This window comes from Methanobrevibacter curvatus (assembly GCF_001639295.1).
Classification (GTDB): domain Archaea; phylum Methanobacteriota; class Methanobacteria; order Methanobacteriales; family Methanobacteriaceae; genus Methanoflexus; species Methanoflexus curvatus.
The window spans coordinates 52947-74332 of record NZ_LWMV01000105.1 but is presented as its reverse complement, the minus strand read 5'-3'; the positions used below and the strand labels follow the sequence as shown (position 1 = coordinate 74332).

General features: G+C 26.3%; 18 protein-coding genes. 7 read left to right on the top strand and 11 right to left on the bottom strand.

Translation table 11 applies throughout. The features are described from left to right. The 7 genes from MBCUR_RS02890 to MBCUR_RS02860 form a co-directional block, all read right to left on the bottom strand. Window positions 1-3796 (bottom strand): beta strand repeat-containing protein (locus MBCUR_RS02890; protein WP_157077596.1); only part of this gene is annotated, 3796 nt, incomplete at its 3' end. Next, entirely contained in the window at window positions 3793-5286 is a 1494-nt protein-coding gene (locus tag MBCUR_RS02885; protein ID WP_067089994.1) for a hypothetical protein, read from the bottom strand. The genes MBCUR_RS02885 and MBCUR_RS02890, both read right to left, overlap by 4 nt. Window positions 5287-6767: 1481 nt before the next feature. Next, on the bottom strand, window positions 6768-7490 hold the full coding sequence (locus tag MBCUR_RS02880) for a transposase (protein WP_067089991.1): 723 nt from the start codon (window positions 7488-7490) through the stop codon (window positions 6768-6770). Window positions 7491-7641: 151 nt separating this feature from the next. Beyond that, complete coding sequence (locus MBCUR_RS02875) at window positions 7642-8097, bottom strand: helix-turn-helix domain-containing protein (RefSeq protein WP_067089988.1); 456 nt, start codon at window positions 8095-8097, stop codon at window positions 7642-7644. 112 nt (window positions 8098-8209) lie between these two features. Continuing rightward, window positions 8210-9220, bottom strand: a complete 1011-nt coding sequence (locus MBCUR_RS02870; protein ID WP_067089985.1) for a tetratricopeptide repeat protein — start codon at window positions 9218-9220, stop codon at window positions 8210-8212. Between the two features lie 242 nt (window positions 9221-9462). Continuing rightward, window positions 9463-10521 (bottom strand): CapA family protein, encoded by a 1059-nt coding sequence (locus MBCUR_RS02865; protein ID WP_067089982.1) that lies wholly within the window; start codon window positions 10519-10521, stop codon window positions 9463-9465. 206 nt (window positions 10522-10727) lie between these two features. Further along, window positions 10728-11819 (bottom strand): formate--phosphoribosylaminoimidazolecarboxamide ligase, encoded by a 1092-nt coding sequence (locus tag MBCUR_RS02860; RefSeq protein WP_067089980.1) that lies wholly within the window; start codon window positions 11817-11819, stop codon window positions 10728-10730. 379 nt (window positions 11820-12198) lie between these two features. On the opposite strand from MBCUR_RS02860, the gene MBCUR_RS02855 reads away from it, so the two are divergent. Further along, window positions 12199-12762 carry a YfcE family phosphodiesterase gene (locus tag MBCUR_RS02855; protein ID WP_067089978.1) on the top strand — a complete coding sequence of 188 codons (564 nt, stop codon included), beginning with the start codon at window positions 12199-12201 and terminating at the stop codon, window positions 12760-12762. Window positions 12763-12967: 205 nt separating this feature from the next. After that, window positions 12968-13576: an RlmE family RNA methyltransferase gene (locus tag MBCUR_RS02850; RefSeq protein WP_067089975.1), complete on the top strand. Its 609-nt coding sequence runs from the start codon at window positions 12968-12970 to the stop codon at window positions 13574-13576. Between the two features lie 10 nt (window positions 13577-13586). On the opposite strand, the gene MBCUR_RS02845 is transcribed toward MBCUR_RS02850, so the two are convergent. The 3 genes from MBCUR_RS02845 to MBCUR_RS02835 all read right to left on the bottom strand — a co-directional run bounded on the left by MBCUR_RS02845 (window position 13587) and on the right by MBCUR_RS02835 (window position 15503). Continuing rightward, window positions 13587-13994 (bottom strand): hypothetical protein, encoded by a 408-nt coding sequence (locus MBCUR_RS02845; protein ID WP_067089973.1) that lies wholly within the window; start codon window positions 13992-13994, stop codon window positions 13587-13589. Between the two features lie 179 nt (window positions 13995-14173). After that, the gene (locus tag MBCUR_RS02840; protein ID WP_067089971.1) at window positions 14174-14659 is read right to left on the bottom strand and encodes a hypothetical protein; all 486 of its coding nucleotides are present in this window, start codon (window positions 14657-14659) and stop codon (window positions 14174-14176) included. 232 nt (window positions 14660-14891) lie between these two features. Then, on the bottom strand, window positions 14892-15503 hold the full coding sequence (locus tag MBCUR_RS02835; protein ID WP_067089968.1) for a HEAT repeat domain-containing protein: 612 nt from the start codon (window positions 15501-15503) through the stop codon (window positions 14892-14894). Window positions 15504-16002: 499 nt separating this feature from the next. Between MBCUR_RS02835 and MBCUR_RS02830 the strand changes: the two genes are divergently transcribed. From MBCUR_RS02830 to pyrE, 4 genes are all read left to right on the top strand, one after another. Next, complete coding sequence (locus MBCUR_RS02830; protein ID WP_067089965.1) at window positions 16003-17586, top strand: sodium:solute symporter family protein; 1584 nt, start codon at window positions 16003-16005, stop codon at window positions 17584-17586. 139 nt (window positions 17587-17725) lie between these two features. Beyond that, window positions 17726-17833 carry a symporter small accessory protein gene (locus tag MBCUR_RS10995; protein ID WP_394329074.1) on the top strand — a complete coding sequence of 36 codons (108 nt, stop codon included), beginning with the start codon at window positions 17726-17728 and terminating at the stop codon, window positions 17831-17833. Window positions 17834-17943: 110 nt separating this feature from the next. Next, window positions 17944-18156 carry a PRC-barrel domain-containing protein gene (locus tag MBCUR_RS02825; protein WP_067089962.1) on the top strand — a complete coding sequence of 71 codons (213 nt, stop codon included), beginning with the start codon at window positions 17944-17946 and terminating at the stop codon, window positions 18154-18156. A 132-nt stretch (window positions 18157-18288) separates the two neighbouring features. Continuing rightward, window positions 18289-18813 carry an orotate phosphoribosyltransferase gene (gene pyrE, locus MBCUR_RS02820; protein ID WP_211265118.1) on the top strand — a complete coding sequence of 175 codons (525 nt, stop codon included), beginning with the start codon at window positions 18289-18291 and terminating at the stop codon, window positions 18811-18813. A 146-nt stretch (window positions 18814-18959) separates the two neighbouring features. On the opposite strand, the gene MBCUR_RS02815 is transcribed toward pyrE, so the two are convergent. Beyond that, the gene (locus MBCUR_RS02815) at window positions 18960-19475 is read right to left on the bottom strand and encodes a MogA/MoaB family molybdenum cofactor biosynthesis protein (RefSeq protein WP_067089959.1); all 516 of its coding nucleotides are present in this window, start codon (window positions 19473-19475) and stop codon (window positions 18960-18962) included. Window positions 19476-19884: 409 nt separating this feature from the next. Here MBCUR_RS02815 and MBCUR_RS02810 point away from each other — a divergent pair, with 409 nt between their 5' ends. Beyond that, window positions 19885-21300, top strand: a complete 1416-nt coding sequence (locus MBCUR_RS02810) for a DUF2117 domain-containing protein (protein WP_067089956.1) — start codon at window positions 19885-19887, stop codon at window positions 21298-21300. Window positions 21301-21386 lie beyond the last annotated feature (86 nt).

Sequence of the window (21386 nt, the reverse complement as noted above, 5' to 3'; positions counted from 1 at the left end):
TAGCACCAAACTGAATAGGTACATTAGAAACAACTTCACCATACTCATCCACAATAGTAGCATTTAAATAAACAGTATCCAAAGCATTACCAGTCACATTAACAGGACTAATAACAGTACCACGCTTATCAAAACTAGCATTCCTAGTACTATTCATAGGATTAAAATTCACATCACTACCACTATACTCAGCAACATAAGTAAAATTACCCGCACTAGCAGCAGTATAAACATAAAAAGCAAAACCATTTACATCAGTAACATTCGAACCAACTAATACACCATTAATATAAAAGTTAACAGTTAAATTAGATAAAACATAACCAGCACTATCAGTAATAGTAGCATTAAGAACAGTAACATTCTTATACTTACCATTAACATTAGGAGAAGTAATATTCGGATCAGAGATAGTACTTACATTAAATGTACTTCTCCACCAATCAACCTCAAATGTACCATTAACCCAACCATAAGGAGTAAAAGCAATACCCACATAATGACTCTTAGAAGCATCAAAAATATAATCATAACCAGAAACAAGAACAACATCATTCACAGTACCATTAAACTCATTCAAATTAGTCTCAGCAAAAGAAGCACCATTATTTAACCTAAGATAATAATAAACATAAGCAGTACGATTAGACAAAGTCACATTACCAGGAGTACCATTCACATTCAAAACAATCCAATTAGAAGGAATATTACCAGTCGCAGTATAAGTATTATTACCCCACCAATTACTATTAATATTAACATTAGCAGACTGAGAAGTATTAGTCCACATAGTACCATTCACATCACCAGGAGTCTCATTATTATTAAAAAACCTATTAAAACTAGCATTAATCCTTCCTCCAGCATACACTGCATTACCTAAACCAGTAGCAGTATTATTAACAAAACTTGTACCATAAATAGTAGTTTGAGAATTAGCACTAGCTGTATTAACAGCAAGACCACCACCAACACCACCATTTGCACTATTACGGTAAATATTAGTCTGATTAACAAACAAAGTAGCAACATTTGTACCACTATTTATACCAATAGCTCCACCCAAACTACCAGCACGATTATCCATCAAATCAGTATAAGTCACACTAACACTACCCTGAGCAATACCAACAACACCACCATAAGAACCAGCAACATTATTACTAAACACAGAACCATTAAGAACTATAGATCCACCACTAGCACCAAGAACCCCACCAAAACCATCAGCAGAATTATTATGACCTGCAGAATTAGTAATGTTTATCCTAGCACCAGTACTCGCAACACCAGCAACACCACCATAAGACTTAGCATGATTATTCTCAAAAGTACAATTATCTGCAACAATAGAACCAGTACCAGAAACACTGAAAACACCACCATAACTAGTAGCTCCAGCACCAATTGCATCATTATTAACAAATACAGAATTATAAACTCTAATTTGCCCATTAGTTGTAGCTACAGCACCACCACCACTAAGAGCAGCAGCAGAAGTGGTTTTAACATCATTATTATCAAAATAAGAGTTATTAATAATAATAACAAATGATTCATTGCCAGAATGATAAATTGCACCACCATAAGAATTATTAGAACCATTAATAGAATTTCCAATAAAACGGCTATTATCAATAGTTAAATCACCAAGAGCAACTATAGCTCCACCATTGAATCTAGCATAATTATTAATAAAAGTACAATTACTAATAGTGTTTGCAAAATAAGCATGGTTATAAATAACACCACCACCACTTGGAACCGTATGCACAGAACCAGTACCAGCAGAAATATTCCAAGTATAACTATTACTGAAAGTACAGCCAACAACAATAATCTCCCGACCATCATTGTCAATTACTGCACCATGAGCATTACTACGGAAATTATCAAAAGTAGAATAATAAATCTGTGTTATCCATCCACCATTAGGATCTATAGCACCATAACTAGAATTTCCATCCTTAAAATTAGAATTACGAATAATAATATTAGAATAAGTAGCAGCAGTAGTACCACCACCAGTAAGAAAAGCAACTGAACCTTCATTGTTAACTGAACTATTAGTCATGTTTAAATTATCAAAAATAACATTAGCAGTATTACCAGAACAATAAAGAAGCCCACCATGGGAAATAGCATTAGGAGCTCTTAAATTCTTAAAATTTGAGTTGTTGATAATAAGATTTAAATTATTGCTATCATTAATACAAATAGCTACACCAAAACCAGTACTTTGTAAATTAGAAACATTTGAATTATCAACAATAATACTTAGATTACTACGATGATTAGCAAAAATAAATGTACCATTGGATCCTGCTAGATTACTAAAATCAGAATTGTTTACACTAAGCCTAGCATTAGCACCATTTATCTGAAACACACCATAACCAGTAGTTTTACCAGATACCCTAAGACTATCTACAACTAAATTAGCATATGCACCAGGGCGAATTGTTCCTGCAACAGCTGGGCCATCTATCCTGAAATTATACAAATTAACATTACGGGCAACAGTAGATGAACCATCAGTAGTAGCCATAAAATAATAACCTGCAGGAGAGAAAATAACCTCCCCACCAGTTTCATTTCCAATAAATGTAAGATCTCTACCAATTGAAATTTCACGATTACGTGTGCCAGAATAAGTACCAGGCATTACAATAACAGTTGCACCTGCTGGTGCTACATCCATAATACCTCTAATTGAAAGCTTTGCTGTAGCTATACTTAAACCATCATTACCATCATTACCACTTAGGGAAAGCCAATACCTCACTCCAGAATCTGGTAAAGGAACAGATAAAGGAGAAAATGATGTATAATTAACAGAAAAGTTTAAACTGTTAATACCATGAGTATCTGAAGTATCTACAGTTAAATTAGTGTGAACATAATCACCATATGCCTCAAAAATACCATTTCTTGAATTAAATGAATATGTTGCTGTACCATTAATTACAGGAACTCTTCCAACACTCACACCATTAACATAAAATACAACATCTCCATTATTGACTAAGCCATCAACATTAAAAACATCAGCAAACAATGTAACCCTGTTATTTAGAACTGTAATATTTGTAAGGTTTACATTAATTTTTTTATTACCAACAAAATAATAAGTATTATTCTCTAAACCAACATTGTCAGGATCATAACTAACTACCTCAACAACTCCGCTACTAACATTAGTAGTAAAAATGTTATTGTTTACAACACTTACAGGAGTGGAGTCGCCAATAAAAATAGAATCTCCTAAACCACTAGCAGAATTGTTTATAAAATTACTTTTAGTAACTGATAAGCTTCCATTGCTGTAAATAGCTCCGCCATTTGTAGCAATGTTATTTGTAAAAATACAATTAACAAATGTTAGTTGATTGCTTGCAATGTTGTTAGCTATTGCTCCACCATTGTTTGTATTTTTTCCATTTTTAAATGTAAGGTTTTTAAAGGTTACATTTAGGTTGTTACCAGTAATGTTAAAGAATATTCCATTACTTTCTGCATCAAGGACAACTGAGCTTGAATCGCCGTTACCTTGGACTATTAAATTTTTATTATTACCATTAACATCAATATTTTTATTATTATTTCCTGTATATATACCAGGATCTAATGTGATCGTATCTGATACGTCACCACTACTTTGTGCATTTGTAACAGCTTGATTTAAGTTTCCTGAAGCACTTTCACCAAATTCTGTAGCAGAGACAGCAGAAATTGTAGAAACAACAAGAAGTAAAACTAAAGCTGTTACAATGACTTTAAAATGTTTATTTATCATTGTAAGATACCTTCAATGCCAACAATACCATAGACCAAAGCTAAAAGGTTTTTGTCTTGAGTATTAAAATTATAGCTTATATTAAAAATGTTATAATAGACGATAATTCCTAGATCATTAAAACTATTAAAGTAATCTTGATTAATTACATGATTATTTAGAAATTTTAAAGGATTAGAATTTAATAGATTAGAATAGTCTGTTATAATTCCAAAATTAATAGAATCATTTTTTATATCAACTATTTCAAATGAAGTGGTTTCATTAGAAAAATAGTCTGTATTAGTAGAATAAGATTCTAATATATTAAAAATAGAAGTTTTTAAAGGAGTTAGATTTCCGTAGAACTTATTATTGTCCAAAATTTTGTAGAATTCATTTGAAGTTTCAAAGGAATTAAAATAAAAAATGAATCTATTGCCTAAATCTATCGAATCAGAAGGTTCTTCATCTTCATTGTCGTCTGATGAATAATTTTCTGGGACGGATAATTTATTTGCATAAATTTTGGAATTATTTTTAGAATTATTAAATATATAAAAAAGAGAATTATTATTTTTAATTATTTGATTTTCATTAACCAAAGTGCATTTATTTTTGCATAAATCATTTTCGTATAAATTTACAGTAGAAAAATCGTCAAGCAGATTTTTGTTAAAGTATTCAAAGCTTGAAATTTTATGAACACTCTTACCCAAAATATTACATGATTTAGCATAATTAGAAACAAATAATTTGCTCGCAATAAGTTTATGGGATCCAAATTCTAATTCAATTAATTCATCCCAATTTCTATCAAAACTAAAAATATTCAATTCATTATTACTTTTATTTTTTTTAATAATAAAAGATTCTGAACCTGTATTAATTATTTTGTTGTAATGTGCTAAAAAGTTTATAAATTCTGAATCAAAGTCCACATTAGTGAAAATAAAATTTTTATAAAGTTCATTGGAATTGTTTAAGCCAATTAAGTTGTCATCTGAAACTTTAGATAGATTATTATTTAATTGGTTTATATTTCTTTCATTAAAGTTTAGTGTGTCATTGGTTAGTATAAAACTTGAAGTATTAAATAACTGTTCACTAAAAATTTGTGAAATATTAGTTTGAATAGAACTAAATTTGCAATTTAAAGCATGGGAACTATTAGCATTTACAGGGTTTTCGTTAGATAAAGCAAATACATCATACAAATTATATTCATAGTAAAAATCAGCATGATTATTTAAATTGAAAGAAATTCCACTAATAAGTCCATTAATATTAAAATTAGAATTAGTTAAATCATTTTCTAAGCTAGGTGCTGATTTATAATCAACATTAACATCAGAAGAGATGTTGTAATAAGAAATATAGTTATTACAGTCTACAGATTGAGTTGAACTTGAATTTTCTCCAGCAGCTACGCTAATACCAACAGATATTGAAAAAATAGCTAACACTAAAGGTATTAAGCTAAGGTATTTTCCTGCTTTACTGAAATTCATGATGTTCAGCTTTTTAAAATAGATTATAAATTCTGTAGAAACAATTAATTATAAGTTTAAATATGATTTTCTCTACATTAAGAGAAAAGCAATGTATTCTTCCTATGTAAGGTCTAATCTAAACAGAAATTATATTTGTTAATAAAAAAAGCTGAAAATATCTTGTTATTTAAGTATTTCCATGTTTTATATTATACAATATAATAAAAAAACAGTGAAAACATAAAATTAGGATAAAATCTATGAAATAAAAAGAGATAGATTTTAACTCATTAATTATATTCACACTATATTTTTTAGACTATTTACTATATTTATGTTTTAACATATAAGCATTTCGTAAAAATACAAACCTTAAAGTAACATTTTTTCTAGCAATAATTTCTGGACAAAAAATTTGTAGATTAATCATTATTTAAATATTGAGATTTTATATTAATGTAGTTTTTTCTGTTATTTTAATTAATTTTTTTATTTTTTTTAAATTATGTATTTTATGGGGATTTTTTCTTTATATTGCAAAATTTTTGCCTCTTTTATTGGTTTTATTGTCTATTTTTAGTTAAATTTTTATAGTTATCACTAATGAACGGTATTTTATTTTATTATGTGTAATTGCTGTAAATTGTAATAAAAACATGAAATTATATTTTTTACACCTATTTTAGGCCATATTGCGACTTTTAAGTGTGTGTTGTGGAATATATTTTTGATAACGACATATAGTCTTTCTAATGATGGTCTTTTATGGGATATTTTTTTGTTTCTTTGCTTCGACATGTTTAACTTTTTTTCTCGTGGTGCATTTGTTTTTTTGATGCCCATGATCGGTTGTAATGAATGTTACACTTGAACTACACCATTTTTAACTTTAAATACTTTTTATCTAACTATTTTTGTAATTCTCTCAATATAGCATTATTAATCTTATTTTCGATCATTCTTTTCTCAGAGTAAGCAAATTGTAGATTGATCAGAATCTTGTCTGGAAATCCTAAAAACTTTAAAAAAGAAATTCTGTCATTTGCTTGCTTTTGAACTTAGGTCAGATAAGCCATAACAAGTTTGCAAAGCCAACATTTTTAACATGGCAATCACATTAGGTCTACCACTTTTTCTGACTAATTATCATAGATTCTTTTAATAATAGATCTAAAAAATTACTAACTAAGTAGATCAATATCAGCCAAACGATCACCTAAATATTTAACTTTAACATGCTATTTATTTATAAAATAGTTATTCAAGCTGTGAATACTATTAAATGTATATTATCCTGTATAAACATTTCTATACTAATTTAAAGAACATACAATTAAAATAAATTTGTAAAAAAATATAAAAAGGCAAAAAAATATTTATATTATGAGCTTATAGAAATTCTCATATATAGTTTATATTGGAAAGTTTAAAAATAAATTATAAAATAATTATAATTTAGTTTTATCCTGCTAAAATTGCATATTCACACATATCTGCAATTAGTAAATCATTATTTCATCAAAAATAAATTTATCAACACATTTTTCTGTAAATGACTTTTTATCTACATTTTCATAAAATAGTCTTTCAAAAGTTTCTATTAAAAATTCTTCACCCACAATAAACTCTGTAGATAATTCTTTTTTTATAGTTTTCCGCACTTGTTCAATTGGATTAAGCTTAGGAGAGTATTTAGGTAAGTGTATAATAGTTATATTAAGATATTTGCAAGCTTCTTTTAGTGTTGTTGCATGGTGAACAGGATAGTTATCTAGTACGACCACGGTTTCTATTTCTTGTTTAAATAGGCTTTTTAATGGTTTTAAAAGTTCTTTATAAAGTATTTCTAATATTTTTTCAAGTTTCTTTTTATTTGCTTTTTCATATTTTTTTGACATTTTAGGTTTTTCTACATATTTTTTTAAGTCTTTTATGATTATTTTTTTAGTTTTTTCAGGAAAAACGTGATTTAATACAATATTCATTAATTCTAGATTATTAAATTCATTTTTTTCTAATTCTTCTATGATTTGAATAATTTTTAGTTGTTCATATTGTAATATTTCTGATAATCTGTTGATTAAGAAGTTGTTTTTTGAATTTATTTGTAATAATTCTATAAAAAACTTTATCATTTCTTTTTTTCGAGAGTTAGGTGGGAAGTTTATGTATGACTTTCCGTTTATGGATTGTACTCCTATTCCTGTCCTTGAGAATTTCATAGGGTTTTTCTTAGGTATATTTTTTCTGATGTTTTGCAAATTGTTGTAGGTGAGTTAGAAAGGTTTTGGGAGGCTACTTGGTCTAAAACAAATAGTTTGCAGTTTTTTAGATTGTAAAATCTTAGTTTTTTTTAATATGATTTCTGTATCGCTAAGGCATTTTAGAATATAAGATATAGCCTTTTTTATAGGAATATCCTAGTTTTTTCACTATTTTAGGTATTCTGCTCATTGAATAATCAATGTTGAATTCTTTTTTTATAATTTCGTGAATTTTGCGAGTGTTTAGAAAACTTTCATTGATCATTATTTCATCTAGTTTTTTGAATTGTTCTTCAGTTAATTTAGCTTTATGCCCACCATTTTTGTATTTAGGGTATAAATTTTCATATCCACCTTCGTTCCATTCATCTAACCATCTATGTCCAGTAGACAATGCAATTTCCATTAATTTCACAGCTTCATCAACCGTTTTCCCGTTATACAAAAATCTGATAAAAAACAACTTTTTTAAAACATCAGCTTCCTGTTGATGTCTATTAATGATTTTATTCAAACAAGTTTTCTTAATACACTTTTTAACTTTTTTTTGTATTTTATTTACCATAAATATAATATATTAAGCATTACTTTTAAGTTTTTCAATTTAAACTATATATACCAAAAGATTAAATTGTCCAAAACAATAGCTACTTATTGAAGTAAAAAATATAATCTATTTAATTATCCTTGACTATTTTTAAATTCGATAATTCTTCTTCAATTTTTTCTTTAGTTTCAATAGCATCTATTGCATACATACTATCCTCATGAATTGCATCAAGACAATCAAAGGATTCATCATATTCCCCAAGTGCAGCTAATATTTGAGATTTAATAAGTAAACAAGATTCTTTTGATCTATGATCTGAATTTTCTAAAGCTCTGTTAATGTAGTCTAATGCTAAAATATTTTCTCCAGCCATATTTGCAAAACTAGCTTTAGTGGATAAAGCATAAGCAAAATTAGGATCTTCATCAATAACTTCATCAAGAAGATCTAAAGCATCAGATGACCTATTGTTGTTAAGAAGATAAATAGCTTTATCTACTTTAGCCCATTTTGGACGTAGGTTATTTTTAATTCTAAATTCTATTACTTCATATGCCTCATCAGATCTTTCTAACTTATTCAAAACAAATACTTTTTTAGAAAGTGCATTTAAATGAGTGGGATCATGACTTAATACATCATTAGAAACATCTAAAGCTTCTTTATACATAAATTTCATTGAATATAGTTGTGATTTGAAAAATAAACAGTCTAACCACAATGGGTTTTCTTTTGGAAAGTTATCAATAATTTCAAAGGGTCTTTTAAGACCATCTATCTCAAACAAGGTATATAATAGCTTTTCCATGATTAAATTATTTTCCGGATTTAATTTAAATGCCTCTTCAAGAATTATCGCTGCTTCTTCATTTTCATCATAATTCCGTAAAAAATCAGCCAATTCCAGGATAAAATCTAAATCGTTAGAATTATTTTTCCAAGCTTCTTTGCAAAGTTCTAAATACTCTTCATTCTTATCTAAATGTGATAAAGAAGCGACTTTAAAGAAAAATGCATCATGATTATTTGAATCTAATTTCAATATTTGGTTTGCTATTTTAGTAACTCTTAGATAATTAGAATTATCATACTCTTTATGCAGTTTTCTTAACAATTTTTCTTTATTAACTTTTGACATATTCTCCCCTGTAGATATTTACACATTAATAAGTTTAACTTATGATTATAATATATTATTATTTTATATTATATTTTATATTATTTTATTATATTCATAAATTTACCATAAATATAAATTTATTTGTAAAAAAAATGATCATATACAATTCCATAACAAATTGTTTAAAATTATCACAAAAAAATAAAATTCAATAGATATAAACTTAAAAGTTATAGAGAAATAGAATATGGTTTAATTAATCAATTGTCTAATGAAAAAGATAGAATTCCTTTTCCACTGCTTGTTATATTCATTTTAGTTGGCTGTGGATTTAATCCTACTAGTAGTTGTTGAGCAGAACTTGCATCCATAAAAGTTGGTAAATAATTGCTTATATAAATCGGATGAACAATGATTTCACATTCACTATTAACTAATTTTAACTCTAAAAACATAGCTATGTGTGTAGCAGGGTTTGATTGATCAAAAATAAAATTACCTAAGCTATAAAATATTGTTTTATTTTTATAGGTTTCTATTCCTTGACTCACATGAGGATGAGCTCCAACTACAATGTCTGCACCATTATCAATTAATTTATGAGAAATATCAACTTGATTATTATTTGGAGTTCTACTGTACTCATTACCATAATGTAAAAATACAATAACCATATCAGAATCATTATTTTCAGTTAAATCCTTTTGAATAATATCCCAGTTAATTGGTGCATAACCAGAGCTATTTTTTGTAGAAATTGGAAGCTCACTTTGAGAAAATTCTTTAAAATTGTTTTGATCCATATAATTTAAAATAGTGATTTTTCTATCTTTAATTTCCAGAGTTACAGGTTTAGTAGCTTCATCAATATTATGCCCTGCTCCTAAATATAAAATATCATTTTCTTTAAGTGTTTTTATAGTATCTTCATAACCTATATCCCCATAATCAAAAATATGGTTATTAGATAATGCTACAACAGTTTTATTATTAGCTTTAGCTAGATGAGTGTATTTAGGGTTTGATTTGATAGGAATAGTGTGTTTATAATTTAATTCTGCATTTGTAGCAGGATTTTCAAAGTTTAATAATAGTAAATCAGCTGAAGATGTCACATTTTTAACATTTTTAAAGGGGTCAACACCAGAATCTAAAACACTTGGCATTTTACGTGCAAACATTACATCTCCTGTAATTGCAATAGAAATGTTTTCATGATATTCAACATCTTCGCTTTGAAGATTATATAAAGTGAGTATAGCCAAAGCTAAGATTAATATAACTATTACAATTCCAAAACTCAAATATTTTTTCTTCATTTCTTTAATTACTGCTTATGTTATAGTGTATTATGTTATAGTGTACAAATTAATATAAATTAAGTTTCATAATATAAAACAAATATTGTCAAATTAATAAACAATATTAGTTTTAGTTTATTTATATATAAATATTAATTATATTTGAAATAAGTAATTTTAATAGTTTTAATAAATTTAATAAATTTATCAAAAAAATAGTTAAATTAAGTTATTATTTTTTCAAGTCCTCCTTCTTTTAGTGCTTTTTTGATTTCTCTTGAAATTCTTCTACCCATACTCATTCCTGAACCGTATTTTAGGTAGGTGTATGATGAACCATTCATAAATGTGTTTGTACCACCATCAGTTCTTGCACTTATTTCAAAGACAATAACTTCTAAATCGTCATTAACAAGTGTTTGCATGCAGAATGGACCGTTCATTCCAGGAGAAACTTGTTTAGCTGCTGATTTTACTAGCTTGTCTCCAATTTCAAAGACTTGTGATAAGAGGGATTCTCTCATAACTACTGGATGATTTCCTGTAATTACATAAGAAGAACTTATATCTAATTCAAGCTGATCTTTTGCAGGTATTCTTACAATACCATCAATACTTGATTCATAACGGCTGTCAATACCCATAAGTTCTACTTCATCATCTAATGCAGAATAGAAGTAGTGTATACAGTAGTTACATCCAGAAACATATTCTTCAATATGTGCTTGGGCAACATCTTCATCTTCTATCCATCCTCTTGCTTTCATGGAGTCTATTTTTTTATCAAACTCTTCAGGGCTGGAAGCTACAAAATATCCTCTTCCTCCTCTTGCGCCTGGGAATTTAACCATTACAGCTCTATCAATATCTTTAGGATTGTTATATTTATAAGGGATTCTGATATTTTCTTTAGTTAACAACTTTCTTTCAAGATCTCTTTCTGCTTCCCATCTTAAAATGTCTCGGTTTCCAAACATGGGGACATTGAATTTGTCTTCAACATTATCTAAACCAGCATATGCTACAAAAGACCCATGAGGGATTACTATTGCATTCATTTTTCTTAGTTTATCTTGAACCTCTTCATTGGAAATTTCTGAGAAGTGATCTACCATTATATATTCGTCTGCAACATCAAATCTTTGGTAAGGTATTTCCTTACCTTTTTGACACACAATAGCTGTTCTAAAACCTTCTTCTTTTGCACCATTTAAAATATGCAAAGAAGTATGGCTTCCAAGTGTAGCTATTGTAATGTTTTCTTTATCATATCCATCTAACAGTCTTAATATATCATCTTTTTTTACTGCACCCATATTATTTTCTCCTATAACCAAAACCTATATTTGATAGCTTTTATATTAATTTGTTTATTTAAATTAAATAAAAGCATTTTATTATTTCTTATAATGTTTTTTTAAGTTTTTTTCTTTAACATTAAATACACTATAAATTAATAATCATAAAGTATAATGTATATTCAATTATGTATATAAAATATCTCTAAATGAATTAAAAGACAATCTTTAAATATTTTAAAATATATACTTTTTTATAATATATATTTTTTTAATATATTTGCTAGCAAATCAGTTATCTTAGTAATGTAATTAGAAATCTTAGCAGAGTAATTATTAGCAAAGTAATTAGAAGTTTTTAACAATTTTTTTTAGATTAGTCAATAAGGTGAGAAATATGTTAGTTGGTTTAATATCAGATACCCATGTTGGGGATAGAGTTAAAGAGTTACCTCCAATAATTCCAGAACTTTTTAAAGATGTTGATTTAATATTACATGCTGGAGACATAACTTCCAAAGCAGTTCTTGATAGATTAGAAAAAATAGCTCCAACAAAAGCTGTTTTAGGAAATATGGATTCTGAAGAAGAATTAAAACTGAATCAAAGTGAAATTATTGAAATTGAAGAATTTAAAGTTGGATTAAATCATGGAACCGTTTATCCTAAAGGGGATACTCAACAGCTTGAATATATTGCAATGGAGTTAGAAGTGGATATTCTTGTTACTGGTCACACACACCAGCCATTAATTGAAAAAGCAAATGAAATTACATTAGTAAATCCTGGAAGTCCGACAACACCAGTTTTAGCTGATCCTACAGTAATGTTAATGAAAATTGAAGATGGGAAAGTTGATTTTGAACTTAAAAAAGTTGCTGAACCTACATGTACTTCAATTAAATTTGCAAATGATAAATTAAAAGAAAATGAGGATGATAAAGTTCTATTTGGAGGATAGCTACTAAAGTTTATTTTAATTATTGTTTTAATTTTATTTTTATTTTATTTTTATTTTCTTCCAAATATTTTATTTTTATACATGTATTGTTGTATTTTTTCATTTTTAATTTCTATTTTTTTATATTTTTGCATTTCAAAGCAGTAAATACTTTTACTTTTATTCTAATTTAGTTTATTTAATGGATTACTACTTAGTGATTTTTATGGGAAACAAATGGCAAGTCGAAAAAAAGAATGATCCTTATTATAAAAGGGCTAAAAGTGAAGATTACAGGTCACGAGCATCTTATAAACTTTCACAATTAAATAAAAGGTATAAAATCATTAAAAAAGATAATAAAGTTTTAGATTTAGGGGCAGCTCCTGGAGGATGGTCTCAAATAGCTTTAGAAAAAGTTGGAGAAGAGGGTATAGTGGTTGGTGTTGATTTGAATAAAATTAAGCCATTTACTGAGGAAAACTTTTTCTTTATCCGTGGAGACTTTACAACTCATGAAGTTAAGGAAAAAATCATTGATAAATTATCTGGAAAAGCAGATGTAATTATTTCTGATGCAGCACCATCTACAACAGGAATTAAATCTATAGACCATTTACGTTCAACTGATTTGGTTGAAAGTGTAGTATCTCTTTGTGATATTGCTTTAAAAGAAAAAGGAAATCTTTTGATTAAAATATTTCAAGGAGAAGAATTTAAAAAGATTTTGGATTCATTAAAAGGGAAATTTAAAACTTTAAAAACAAATAAACCTCCTTCTTCCCGTAAAAAAAGTGGAGAAATGTTTATTGTTGCTTTAGGTTTTAAACCTTAAAATTTTATAGCTATAATTTGTTAATTGCATCTGAAGCTATTTTTAAATCCTTTTCAGCAGTTTTTATTCGCTCATCGACTTCTGTCGTTGGTTGATTCGTGGAAAGTCCACTGTTTATATCATCAATAGCTAGTTTTGCTGTTGATAACTTTAATTCTGCATCAGTGTATACACTTTTATCTGAAAAATCGAATTTGTTTATTTGATTTAATTTGTTTTCTAACTGTGCATACTCATTATTTAATTGTGCCAATTTGTCGTGATGAGCAGCTGATGAAACATCTTTTGTAATATTATTTGAAACAATCATTACTCCAAGGTATGCTGCAATTATTATCGTAGCAATTACAAGTATTATTCCTAAAACAGATATTGTGTTAGATGCATTTCTAAATAAACGTATTCGTGACTTTTTCATATTATCTATCCAATTTTTTTTTATCGTAGTATTCAAAATTTATTTATTATTGTTCCTATTTTGTTTATGTTTTATTTAAAGATATCTTATTGTTTTTAATGCTATTATTTTTAATACTATTGTTTTTAATATTATTATTTTTAATATTATTAGTTTTAGATATTTTTTTCTTTTTTTAATTATTTGGTACTTTGTTTAGCTAATTTTTCAATTTCTTTTAGATGATGGGCTTGTGTAAACTCATTTGTAGGTTTAGCTATAGTCACATGATGGTCTTTTTCTAATTTATATATTAAATAATCATTTTCATTTAAATCAATGGTTTTTTCATTATCTTCAAGTTTAAGACTTTCTAATTCCTCGATTATATTATTATATTCCTCTTCTTCTTTTTTTATTAAATCATCAATAGCTATTTTTTTGAGATTTGGATTTAATTGATAACCTAAAGCAACTATTCCATTAACGACTTTATTTTCTATTTCAAAACTTGATTTTCTGATTTCAGTCATGGACATTTCCACATGATTTTTTGTAACTTGACTTTGTGGGATTTCATTTGAATTTCCAATGAGATTTACTTCATAGCTATTTTTCCAAGAGCCAATTTTATATATTGCATAGTTTAAATCATTGAATTTAATTTTTTCTTCTTTTTTAGCCATTTTATCTCCAGTTTTTCTACTTAAATTTATAGCAATAACCAATATGTTTTCTTAAATTTAAATATTTTTTGGATATTTTTTTGAGAGATAATGTTTTGAACTTTTTCTTATCTATAACACATATGCACTTTCAATAGTTGATATATCAATTATTTTTATTTGTTAACTTTTTTATTATTTATATTTTAATTAATTTTTTATTTATTAGTTTTATAATTTAATTATAATTTAATTATTTTATTTTTATTGCTTTTTCTATTTGTTTGATTGATTTATTTATTGCTTTTTTAAAGTCTTTAACATCATCTTCTTCTACTATTTTTTTAGCATTTCTTCTAATTTTTTTTAGTGGAGCTATTGCTTCTTCTACTTCCATATCACCTAAGGATCTAATTGCTGCAAGTCTAACACCCCAATCTTTTTCATCTACCATTAATTTAACTATCTTGTCAATTGTTTCTGTTGCTTTTAATTCACCAAGTGATCGCATTGATATTTTTCTTACTCCCCAATCTTCATCTTCTAAATTACTTAAAAAATATTCAATAGCTTTTTTGCTTTTTGTTCCTTTAATTGCAAGGGATGTAAATCTTTTTTCTTCAGCTTTACTGTGATTTGCTTTTTCTATTAATAAATCAACGGTTTTTTCTCCAAGTTTTCCAAGATTTTCAGCAGCTTTATGTCTAACTAATGCATTTTCATCACATAATGCATCTAATTCTGCTTTAATAACTTTTTCATCATCAATATCTTCTAAACTCTTTATTGCTTTTTTTCTTATTTCACTATCTTTGTCTTTTAATTTTGCTATTGCTTCAGTTATTGAAAATTTTTCATCAGCCATTTTTTCACCTTATTTTTTAGAATTTAGTTTTTGATTAATTTTAATTTTAATAATTAATTAAAATGATTTTTTTCATGAAAGTTATAAAAGTTACAATTATTTACCACATTTTTTTTAAATAATGAATTTAAATACTCTTATAAAAATTTATATAATATTAATTTCAAAATTGAATATTATAATTACTTAATATTTTGATATTTTTTTATAAAAACTTTTTTATATATTTTTTCAAATTTTTAAAATTTTTCAAATTTTTTAAAAACTTATTAAATTTTTAATTTATTTTTAATTCATTTTTAATCATTTTATTATTTATTAATTCGTTTAATTTATTTGTTTAATTAATTCAGTTATTATAGTATTTATATTAAATATAATATGTATTTTAATGCATTATTTGATTTTTTATTAATTTTCTATTAATTCTTTGAAATTTAAACTTAGTTACTACAAATACATTAATTTATGTGTTTTTATAATTTTTAGGAGTAAATGAATGGATGTAATATTGTTATCTATTATAATTATCTTATATTTTATTTTATTGGCTTATGTAGGGTATATTGCTTGGAAAAGGACAAAATCTTCTGAAGACTTTATGCTAGCTGACAGGAAAACTCATCCGTATATAATGGCTTTAAGTTATGGTGCTACATTTATTTCTACCGCAGCTATTGTTGGTTTTGGAGGAATTGCAGGTCAATTTGGCATGGGAATTCTATGGCTTGTTGTTTTAAATATTTTTGTTGGAATTTTTATTGCTTTTGTATTTTTAGGGAAAAGAACAAGAAAAATTGGTCATAATTTGGACTCTTTAACTTTTCCTGAGTTTTTAGGTCGTAGATTTAAAAGTAAATTCATTCAAACATTTAGTGGGCTTATAATATTTGTTGGAATGCCAATTTATGCTGCTGTTGTATTAATTGGTGCTGGAAGGTTTATGGAAACAGCTTTAACCTTAGATTTTAACTTATGTTTACTTATTTTATCTATTCTTGTTTGTACTTATGTTATTTTTGGTGGAATTAAAGGTGTAATGTATACAGATGCTCTTCAAGGTACTATCATCCTTATTAGTCTAATTGTTCTTTTAATTATTACTTATTGGACTTTAGGTGGTGTAGAAAGTGCTAATTTGGCTTTAACAAATTTGGTTTCTCATTATCCTGCAGAGGCAATTGCTCTTGGTGGAACTGGTTGGACGAGTTTCCCAAGTTTTGGAAGTCCAATATGGTGGAATTTAGTAACAACTGTTATTATAGGTGTTGGGATTGGTGCTTTAGCTCAACCTCAACTGGCTGTTCGCTTTATGACTGTTGAATCGAATAAAGAAATTAATCGTGGGGTTCTAATGGGAGGAATATTTATTGCTGGGACTGTTGGTTCTGCCTACATTGTTGGAGCTCTTTCAAATCTTTATTTCTTTAGATTTTTTAATGATATTTCAATTAACATTGTAGGTGGAAACATTGATAAAATTATTCCAAGTTTTATTAATGCTGCACTACCTGAGTGGTTTGTTTATGTATTTTTACTAGCTATTTTATCTGCAGCCCTTTCTACTTTGTCTTCACAATATTTAGCTCAAGGGACTTCTTTAGGAAGAGATATTTATGAGACTATTAAAAATAAGAAAAACCAAAATTCTATTACTTTAACAAGAATTGGTATTATAATTGCTGTTATTTTAGCATTTGCTCTTAGTTTAATACTTCCAGGAAGTATAATTGCTCAAGGAACTTCTTTATTCTTTGGAGTATGTGCTTCTGCATTTTTACCTATTTTTATTGGTGCTTTGTATTGGAAACGTCTTAACCGTCAAGGAGCAATTGCAGGTTTAGTCTCTGGAACTGTAGCAAGTTTATTTTGGCTATTATTTATTTTTAAAAAAACAGCTATTGGTTTAGGTATTTGTAAATTCTTACTTGGTCAAGATATTTTAATTAATGCAATGCCATGGCCAGTTGTTGATGGAATTATTTTTGCTGTTCCAATATCCCTTATTGTAATGGTTGTTGTAACTTTACTTACTAAACCAATGGAGAAAAATCATATTGATCTTTGTTTTAATGGTGTATAGTAAAAATTTTCTTTAAAGAGTATTTTTAAAGAATATTTTTAAAGAGTTTTATTAAAAACTTTTTTATTAGATGATCTTTTTTATCAATTCTTTTTTATATAAGATTTATTCATTTTTAAGCATTATTTAAGGTGTTATGATGATTTTAGGCATTAATGACCCATGGGTTTGGGGAGCATATCTTCTTGTTATTTTAACTGCTCTTTTATGCGTTGTTTACGGAGCAATTAACTGGAACAAAGATTAAAAAATTTTTTTTTAAAATTTATAAATAGCTAATTAAACATATTATTACTGATATATGTTTTTTAGTTAGATATTATTGTATTTTTTAATAAAGTTAAATGGAGAATTATTATGAGAGTTATTAAAGAAATTGTTGGAAAAGAAGTTTTAAATAAAAATGCTCAAATTATTGGAAAGGTTCATGAAGTTGAAGTCGATGAATCAACATTCATAATTACTAGTTTAATTGTAAAAAAACATGGTTTTACTGTAACAAAAGACGAAATCATTGTTCCTTTTGATGCCGTTGAAAAAATTGGAGATAAAATTTTACTAAATGAATAAATAGTTTTTTTTTATTTAAATTTTTCTATTTTTCCATTTTTTTTTTTTTTTTTTTTAAACTAAATTTTTAACTGAGTTTTTTTTTTGGAATAGTTTTTAAATTTTATTATTTTCATGGTTATAGGGATTAAAATGTCTAAAGAGAGATTAATTCAACTTTTAAAAGAAAATGACATTGTAAAATTTGGTGATTTTACATTATCTTCTGGGAAAAAAAGTAAATATTATATTGATATGAAAAAAGCAATTACAAATCCTATAATTCTAAAAACAATTGCAATCTTAATATCTAATGATTTTAAAAATCTTCAAATAGATAAAATAGCTGGACCTGCTTTAGGTGCAGTTCCAATTGCAACAGCTATTTCATTAGAGTCAAATACTCCTTTATTAATGATTAGAAAAGAAAAAAAAGGTTATGGGACTTCTAAATTAATAGAAGGTGAGTTAAATCCTGGAGACAATGTAATTGTTGTTGAGGATGTTACTACTACTGGAGGATCTCTTTTAAAAGCCATTAAAGCCATTGAAGAAAATGGAGGAAATGTAATTTCTTCCTATGTTGTTGTAGATAGGAAAGAAGGGGCATTGTATGAATTTAGAAAGAATAATGTTCATTTAAAACCTCTTCTTCAAATTTCTGATTTTTTAAGTTGAGAAATCAGATTTTATTTTAAATTTTTTCTGTAATTTATATTGTTATAATTATTCTTTTTGCAATATGCTTATAGTTGATATGTCAATTACATATTTATAGTTAATACTCCATTATATTGTTTTATAAATTTTAATGTTTGTTTGAATTATTCTTTTAAATGTTTGGTTAAATGACCTAATTCGTCAATAATTAAACTTAATCCTAATTTAACTGCATTTGGTGATCCAGGCATTGCAAATATGAGTGTTTTTTCAAATATTCCTCCAGTTGCACGCGATAAAAATGCTGTTGAGCCTAAGTCTTTATATGTTTCATATCTAAATATTTCCCCAAATCCAGTTAGTTCTTTTTCAAAAATACTTTGTAATGTTTCAACTGTAATGTCTCTTGAACTTATTCCAGTCCCTCCAGTTGTAAATATTACATCAGAGTTATTTTTTATCATATTAATTGTACTTAATAGCTCATTTTCATTATCAGAAATTATTTCATAATGTGATAATTCATACTTCTTTTCAATTTCTGCTATTATAATATGACCTGATTTGTCAGTTTTTTTTCCATCTTCTGTCTTTGATTTACTATCACTAAGAGTAATAACTGAACATTTAATTGTTTTTGGAGATAATTTTTTATGTTCTTCGGCTGTTTTACTTTTCATATTTTCCACTCAAAAGTATAAATGATATTGTGAGTGGGTAGGGTTAAAAACGGATTGGAGGCGGTTTCAATGCCATATTTAAAAATATCATAGAGTTATGATGTTTCCCTACCCATAAAAATTTTTATTTATTATAATTTAAATAATTTTCTTTTTATCTATTCTACTTTTAATAATATAATTATTTGGTCAACTTAAGGGAAAATTACTAAATTTTCTACTGATTATTTTAATTGGGTTATAAATATATGAAAAATTATTTTTGATACTATGAAACAGTATTAAAAAATTCTTTAATTGGTCGAGTTGTTTAAAATAGAAATACTCATATAAGATAACCATAAAAATGAGAACATATATATTTAGTAGTATAATAATTATTTTCTTTTTTTATTTTTCAGGTGATTAATTGATTTCATGTTTAAAAATAGCTATTGTTGTTCATGGACCAAAAATAATAGATTCTTCTTATGGATTGAAGATTATAAATTTTTTAAAACAGTATGGAACAGTTCATTGTCGTTTAGGGGGGACAATGGGTAGAACCGCAGTCATTGATGCAAACTTACAAGATTTAATTGACATTTCTCAGAAATTATTGCCTAGCGAATCTGTAAAATATTATAAAAATTATAATAAAACTTTTTTTGAAGATAATTTTGAAGATAATTTAAAAGATAATTTTGATGTTATTTTTTTATTAAACTATGGAAAATCATCTATTACAGGTCACACTTTTGGCTTTAAAGTTTTTAGGAATTCTTATAATGAAAAAATAGATAGTATCTATTTTAAACATGAAACTATGAATAATATAGATAATACTAATGATAATAAGAATAATAATAGTAATAATAATAGTAATAATAATGCATACAAGGATAATGCTAAAATTTCACCATCTTTTATTCAAATTGAAAGGCCTGGAGAGATTGATGGTACGATCATTCCTTGGTTTAATGAAAATGAAAAAATAAATTGTTTAACAACTGATTTATTAGAAAAATTTAATTTAAATCTTGTTAATCCTTTGAATATAATTGAAAAACATTTTCCAGATAAATTAAGATATTCTTCTATTGAAAAAGTAGAAGATGAGGATAATGATTTGCTTTATATTCGTGAAGTCCATGGGGTAAGTCCAAATGAAAACATATTTGTCAATGGTGTAGTTATTGGAAAATCAACATCTTCAAATCTTTCTATTATTTTTAAAAATGGATTTATCATTGATGTTTCAGGAGGAAAAGTAAAAAAGCATGGAATAGAAAAACTTGGAAAAATAGATCTTGAAAAAGCGATTATAAAGACAGGTTTACTTAGAAAAAATCTAGTTAAACCTCGTGTTGTTGATATTGAGGAAAATAGCTCTTTAATCAAGGATAATAATATTGATAATAATATATTTGAAATAGCTATTGTTGATCATGCAGCATATGATATTTATTCATTGAATAACTGTGATTTAGTTTTAACTGTGGGTGATGATACAACTTTAGTTGGATCAGATATACTTTATAGATTCAATATTCCAGTCATTGGAATTACTGATGGAGATTTAGATAAAGTCGTTGAATTAGGGTTTAAAGCTAAAGGATCAAGAATAATCGAAGTTGAAAAGGGTTTTGATGATATTATTGGTCAAGAAATTCATAAAAAGTTGTTTAACTCTAAAAATAAAATTTCACTACCAATTTTATTTAATGTTATTAAATCAAAGCAAAGTAAAAATTCAATTAAAGAAGACATTATTGAGAATTTATTATCTAAAATTATTAAAATTATCAAGGATAAAGATTTAAATTATAAATTAACTAAATTATAAATTAACCAAAGTATAAATAGCAAAATATATAATTATCTAAAAATTTATTTTTTAAAAATTTTTTAAAAACTTTTTTTAAAAGTTTA

What these genes read in the sequence shown, in the direction of transcription:
- MBCUR_RS02885 (WP_067089994.1), bottom strand. Translation starts at nt 5,286, where the DNA reads ATGAATTTCAGTAAAGCAGGAAAATACCTTAGCTTAATACCTTTAGTG.
- MBCUR_RS02880 (WP_067089991.1), bottom strand. Translation starts at nt 7,490, where the DNA reads ATGAAATTCTCAAGGACAGGAATAGGAGTACAATCCATAAACGGAAAG.
- MBCUR_RS02875 (WP_067089988.1), bottom strand. Translation starts at nt 8,097, where the DNA reads ATGGTAAATAAAATACAAAAAAAAGTTAAAAAGTGTATTAAGAAAACT.
- MBCUR_RS02870 (WP_067089985.1), bottom strand. Translation starts at nt 9,220, where the DNA reads ATGTCAAAAGTTAATAAAGAAAAATTGTTAAGAAAACTGCATAAAGAG.
- MBCUR_RS02865 (WP_067089982.1), bottom strand. Translation starts at nt 10,521, where the DNA reads ATGAAGAAAAAATATTTGAGTTTTGGAATTGTAATAGTTATATTAATC.
- MBCUR_RS02860 (WP_067089980.1), bottom strand. Translation starts at nt 11,819, where the DNA reads ATGGGTGCAGTAAAAAAAGATGATATATTAAGACTGTTAGATGGATAT.
- MBCUR_RS02855 (WP_067089978.1), top strand. Translation starts at nt 12,199, where the DNA reads ATGTTAGTTGGTTTAATATCAGATACCCATGTTGGGGATAGAGTTAAA.
- MBCUR_RS02850 (WP_067089975.1), top strand. Translation starts at nt 12,968, where the DNA reads ATGGGAAACAAATGGCAAGTCGAAAAAAAGAATGATCCTTATTATAAA.
- MBCUR_RS02845 (WP_067089973.1), bottom strand. Translation starts at nt 13,994, where the DNA reads ATGAAAAAGTCACGAATACGTTTATTTAGAAATGCATCTAACACAATA.
- MBCUR_RS02840 (WP_067089971.1), bottom strand. Translation starts at nt 14,659, where the DNA reads ATGGCTAAAAAAGAAGAAAAAATTAAATTCAATGATTTAAACTATGCA.
- MBCUR_RS02835 (WP_067089968.1), bottom strand. Translation starts at nt 15,503, where the DNA reads ATGGCTGATGAAAAATTTTCAATAACTGAAGCAATAGCAAAATTAAAA.
- MBCUR_RS02830 (WP_067089965.1), top strand. Translation starts at nt 16,003, where the DNA reads ATGGATGTAATATTGTTATCTATTATAATTATCTTATATTTTATTTTA.
- MBCUR_RS10995 (WP_394329074.1), top strand. Translation starts at nt 17,726, where the DNA reads ATGATTTTAGGCATTAATGACCCATGGGTTTGGGGAGCATATCTTCTT.
- MBCUR_RS02825 (WP_067089962.1), top strand. Translation starts at nt 17,944, where the DNA reads ATGAGAGTTATTAAAGAAATTGTTGGAAAAGAAGTTTTAAATAAAAAT.
- pyrE (WP_211265118.1), top strand. Translation starts at nt 18,289, where the DNA reads ATGTCTAAAGAGAGATTAATTCAACTTTTAAAAGAAAATGACATTGTA.
- MBCUR_RS02815 (WP_067089959.1), bottom strand. Translation starts at nt 19,475, where the DNA reads ATGAAAAGTAAAACAGCCGAAGAACATAAAAAATTATCTCCAAAAACA.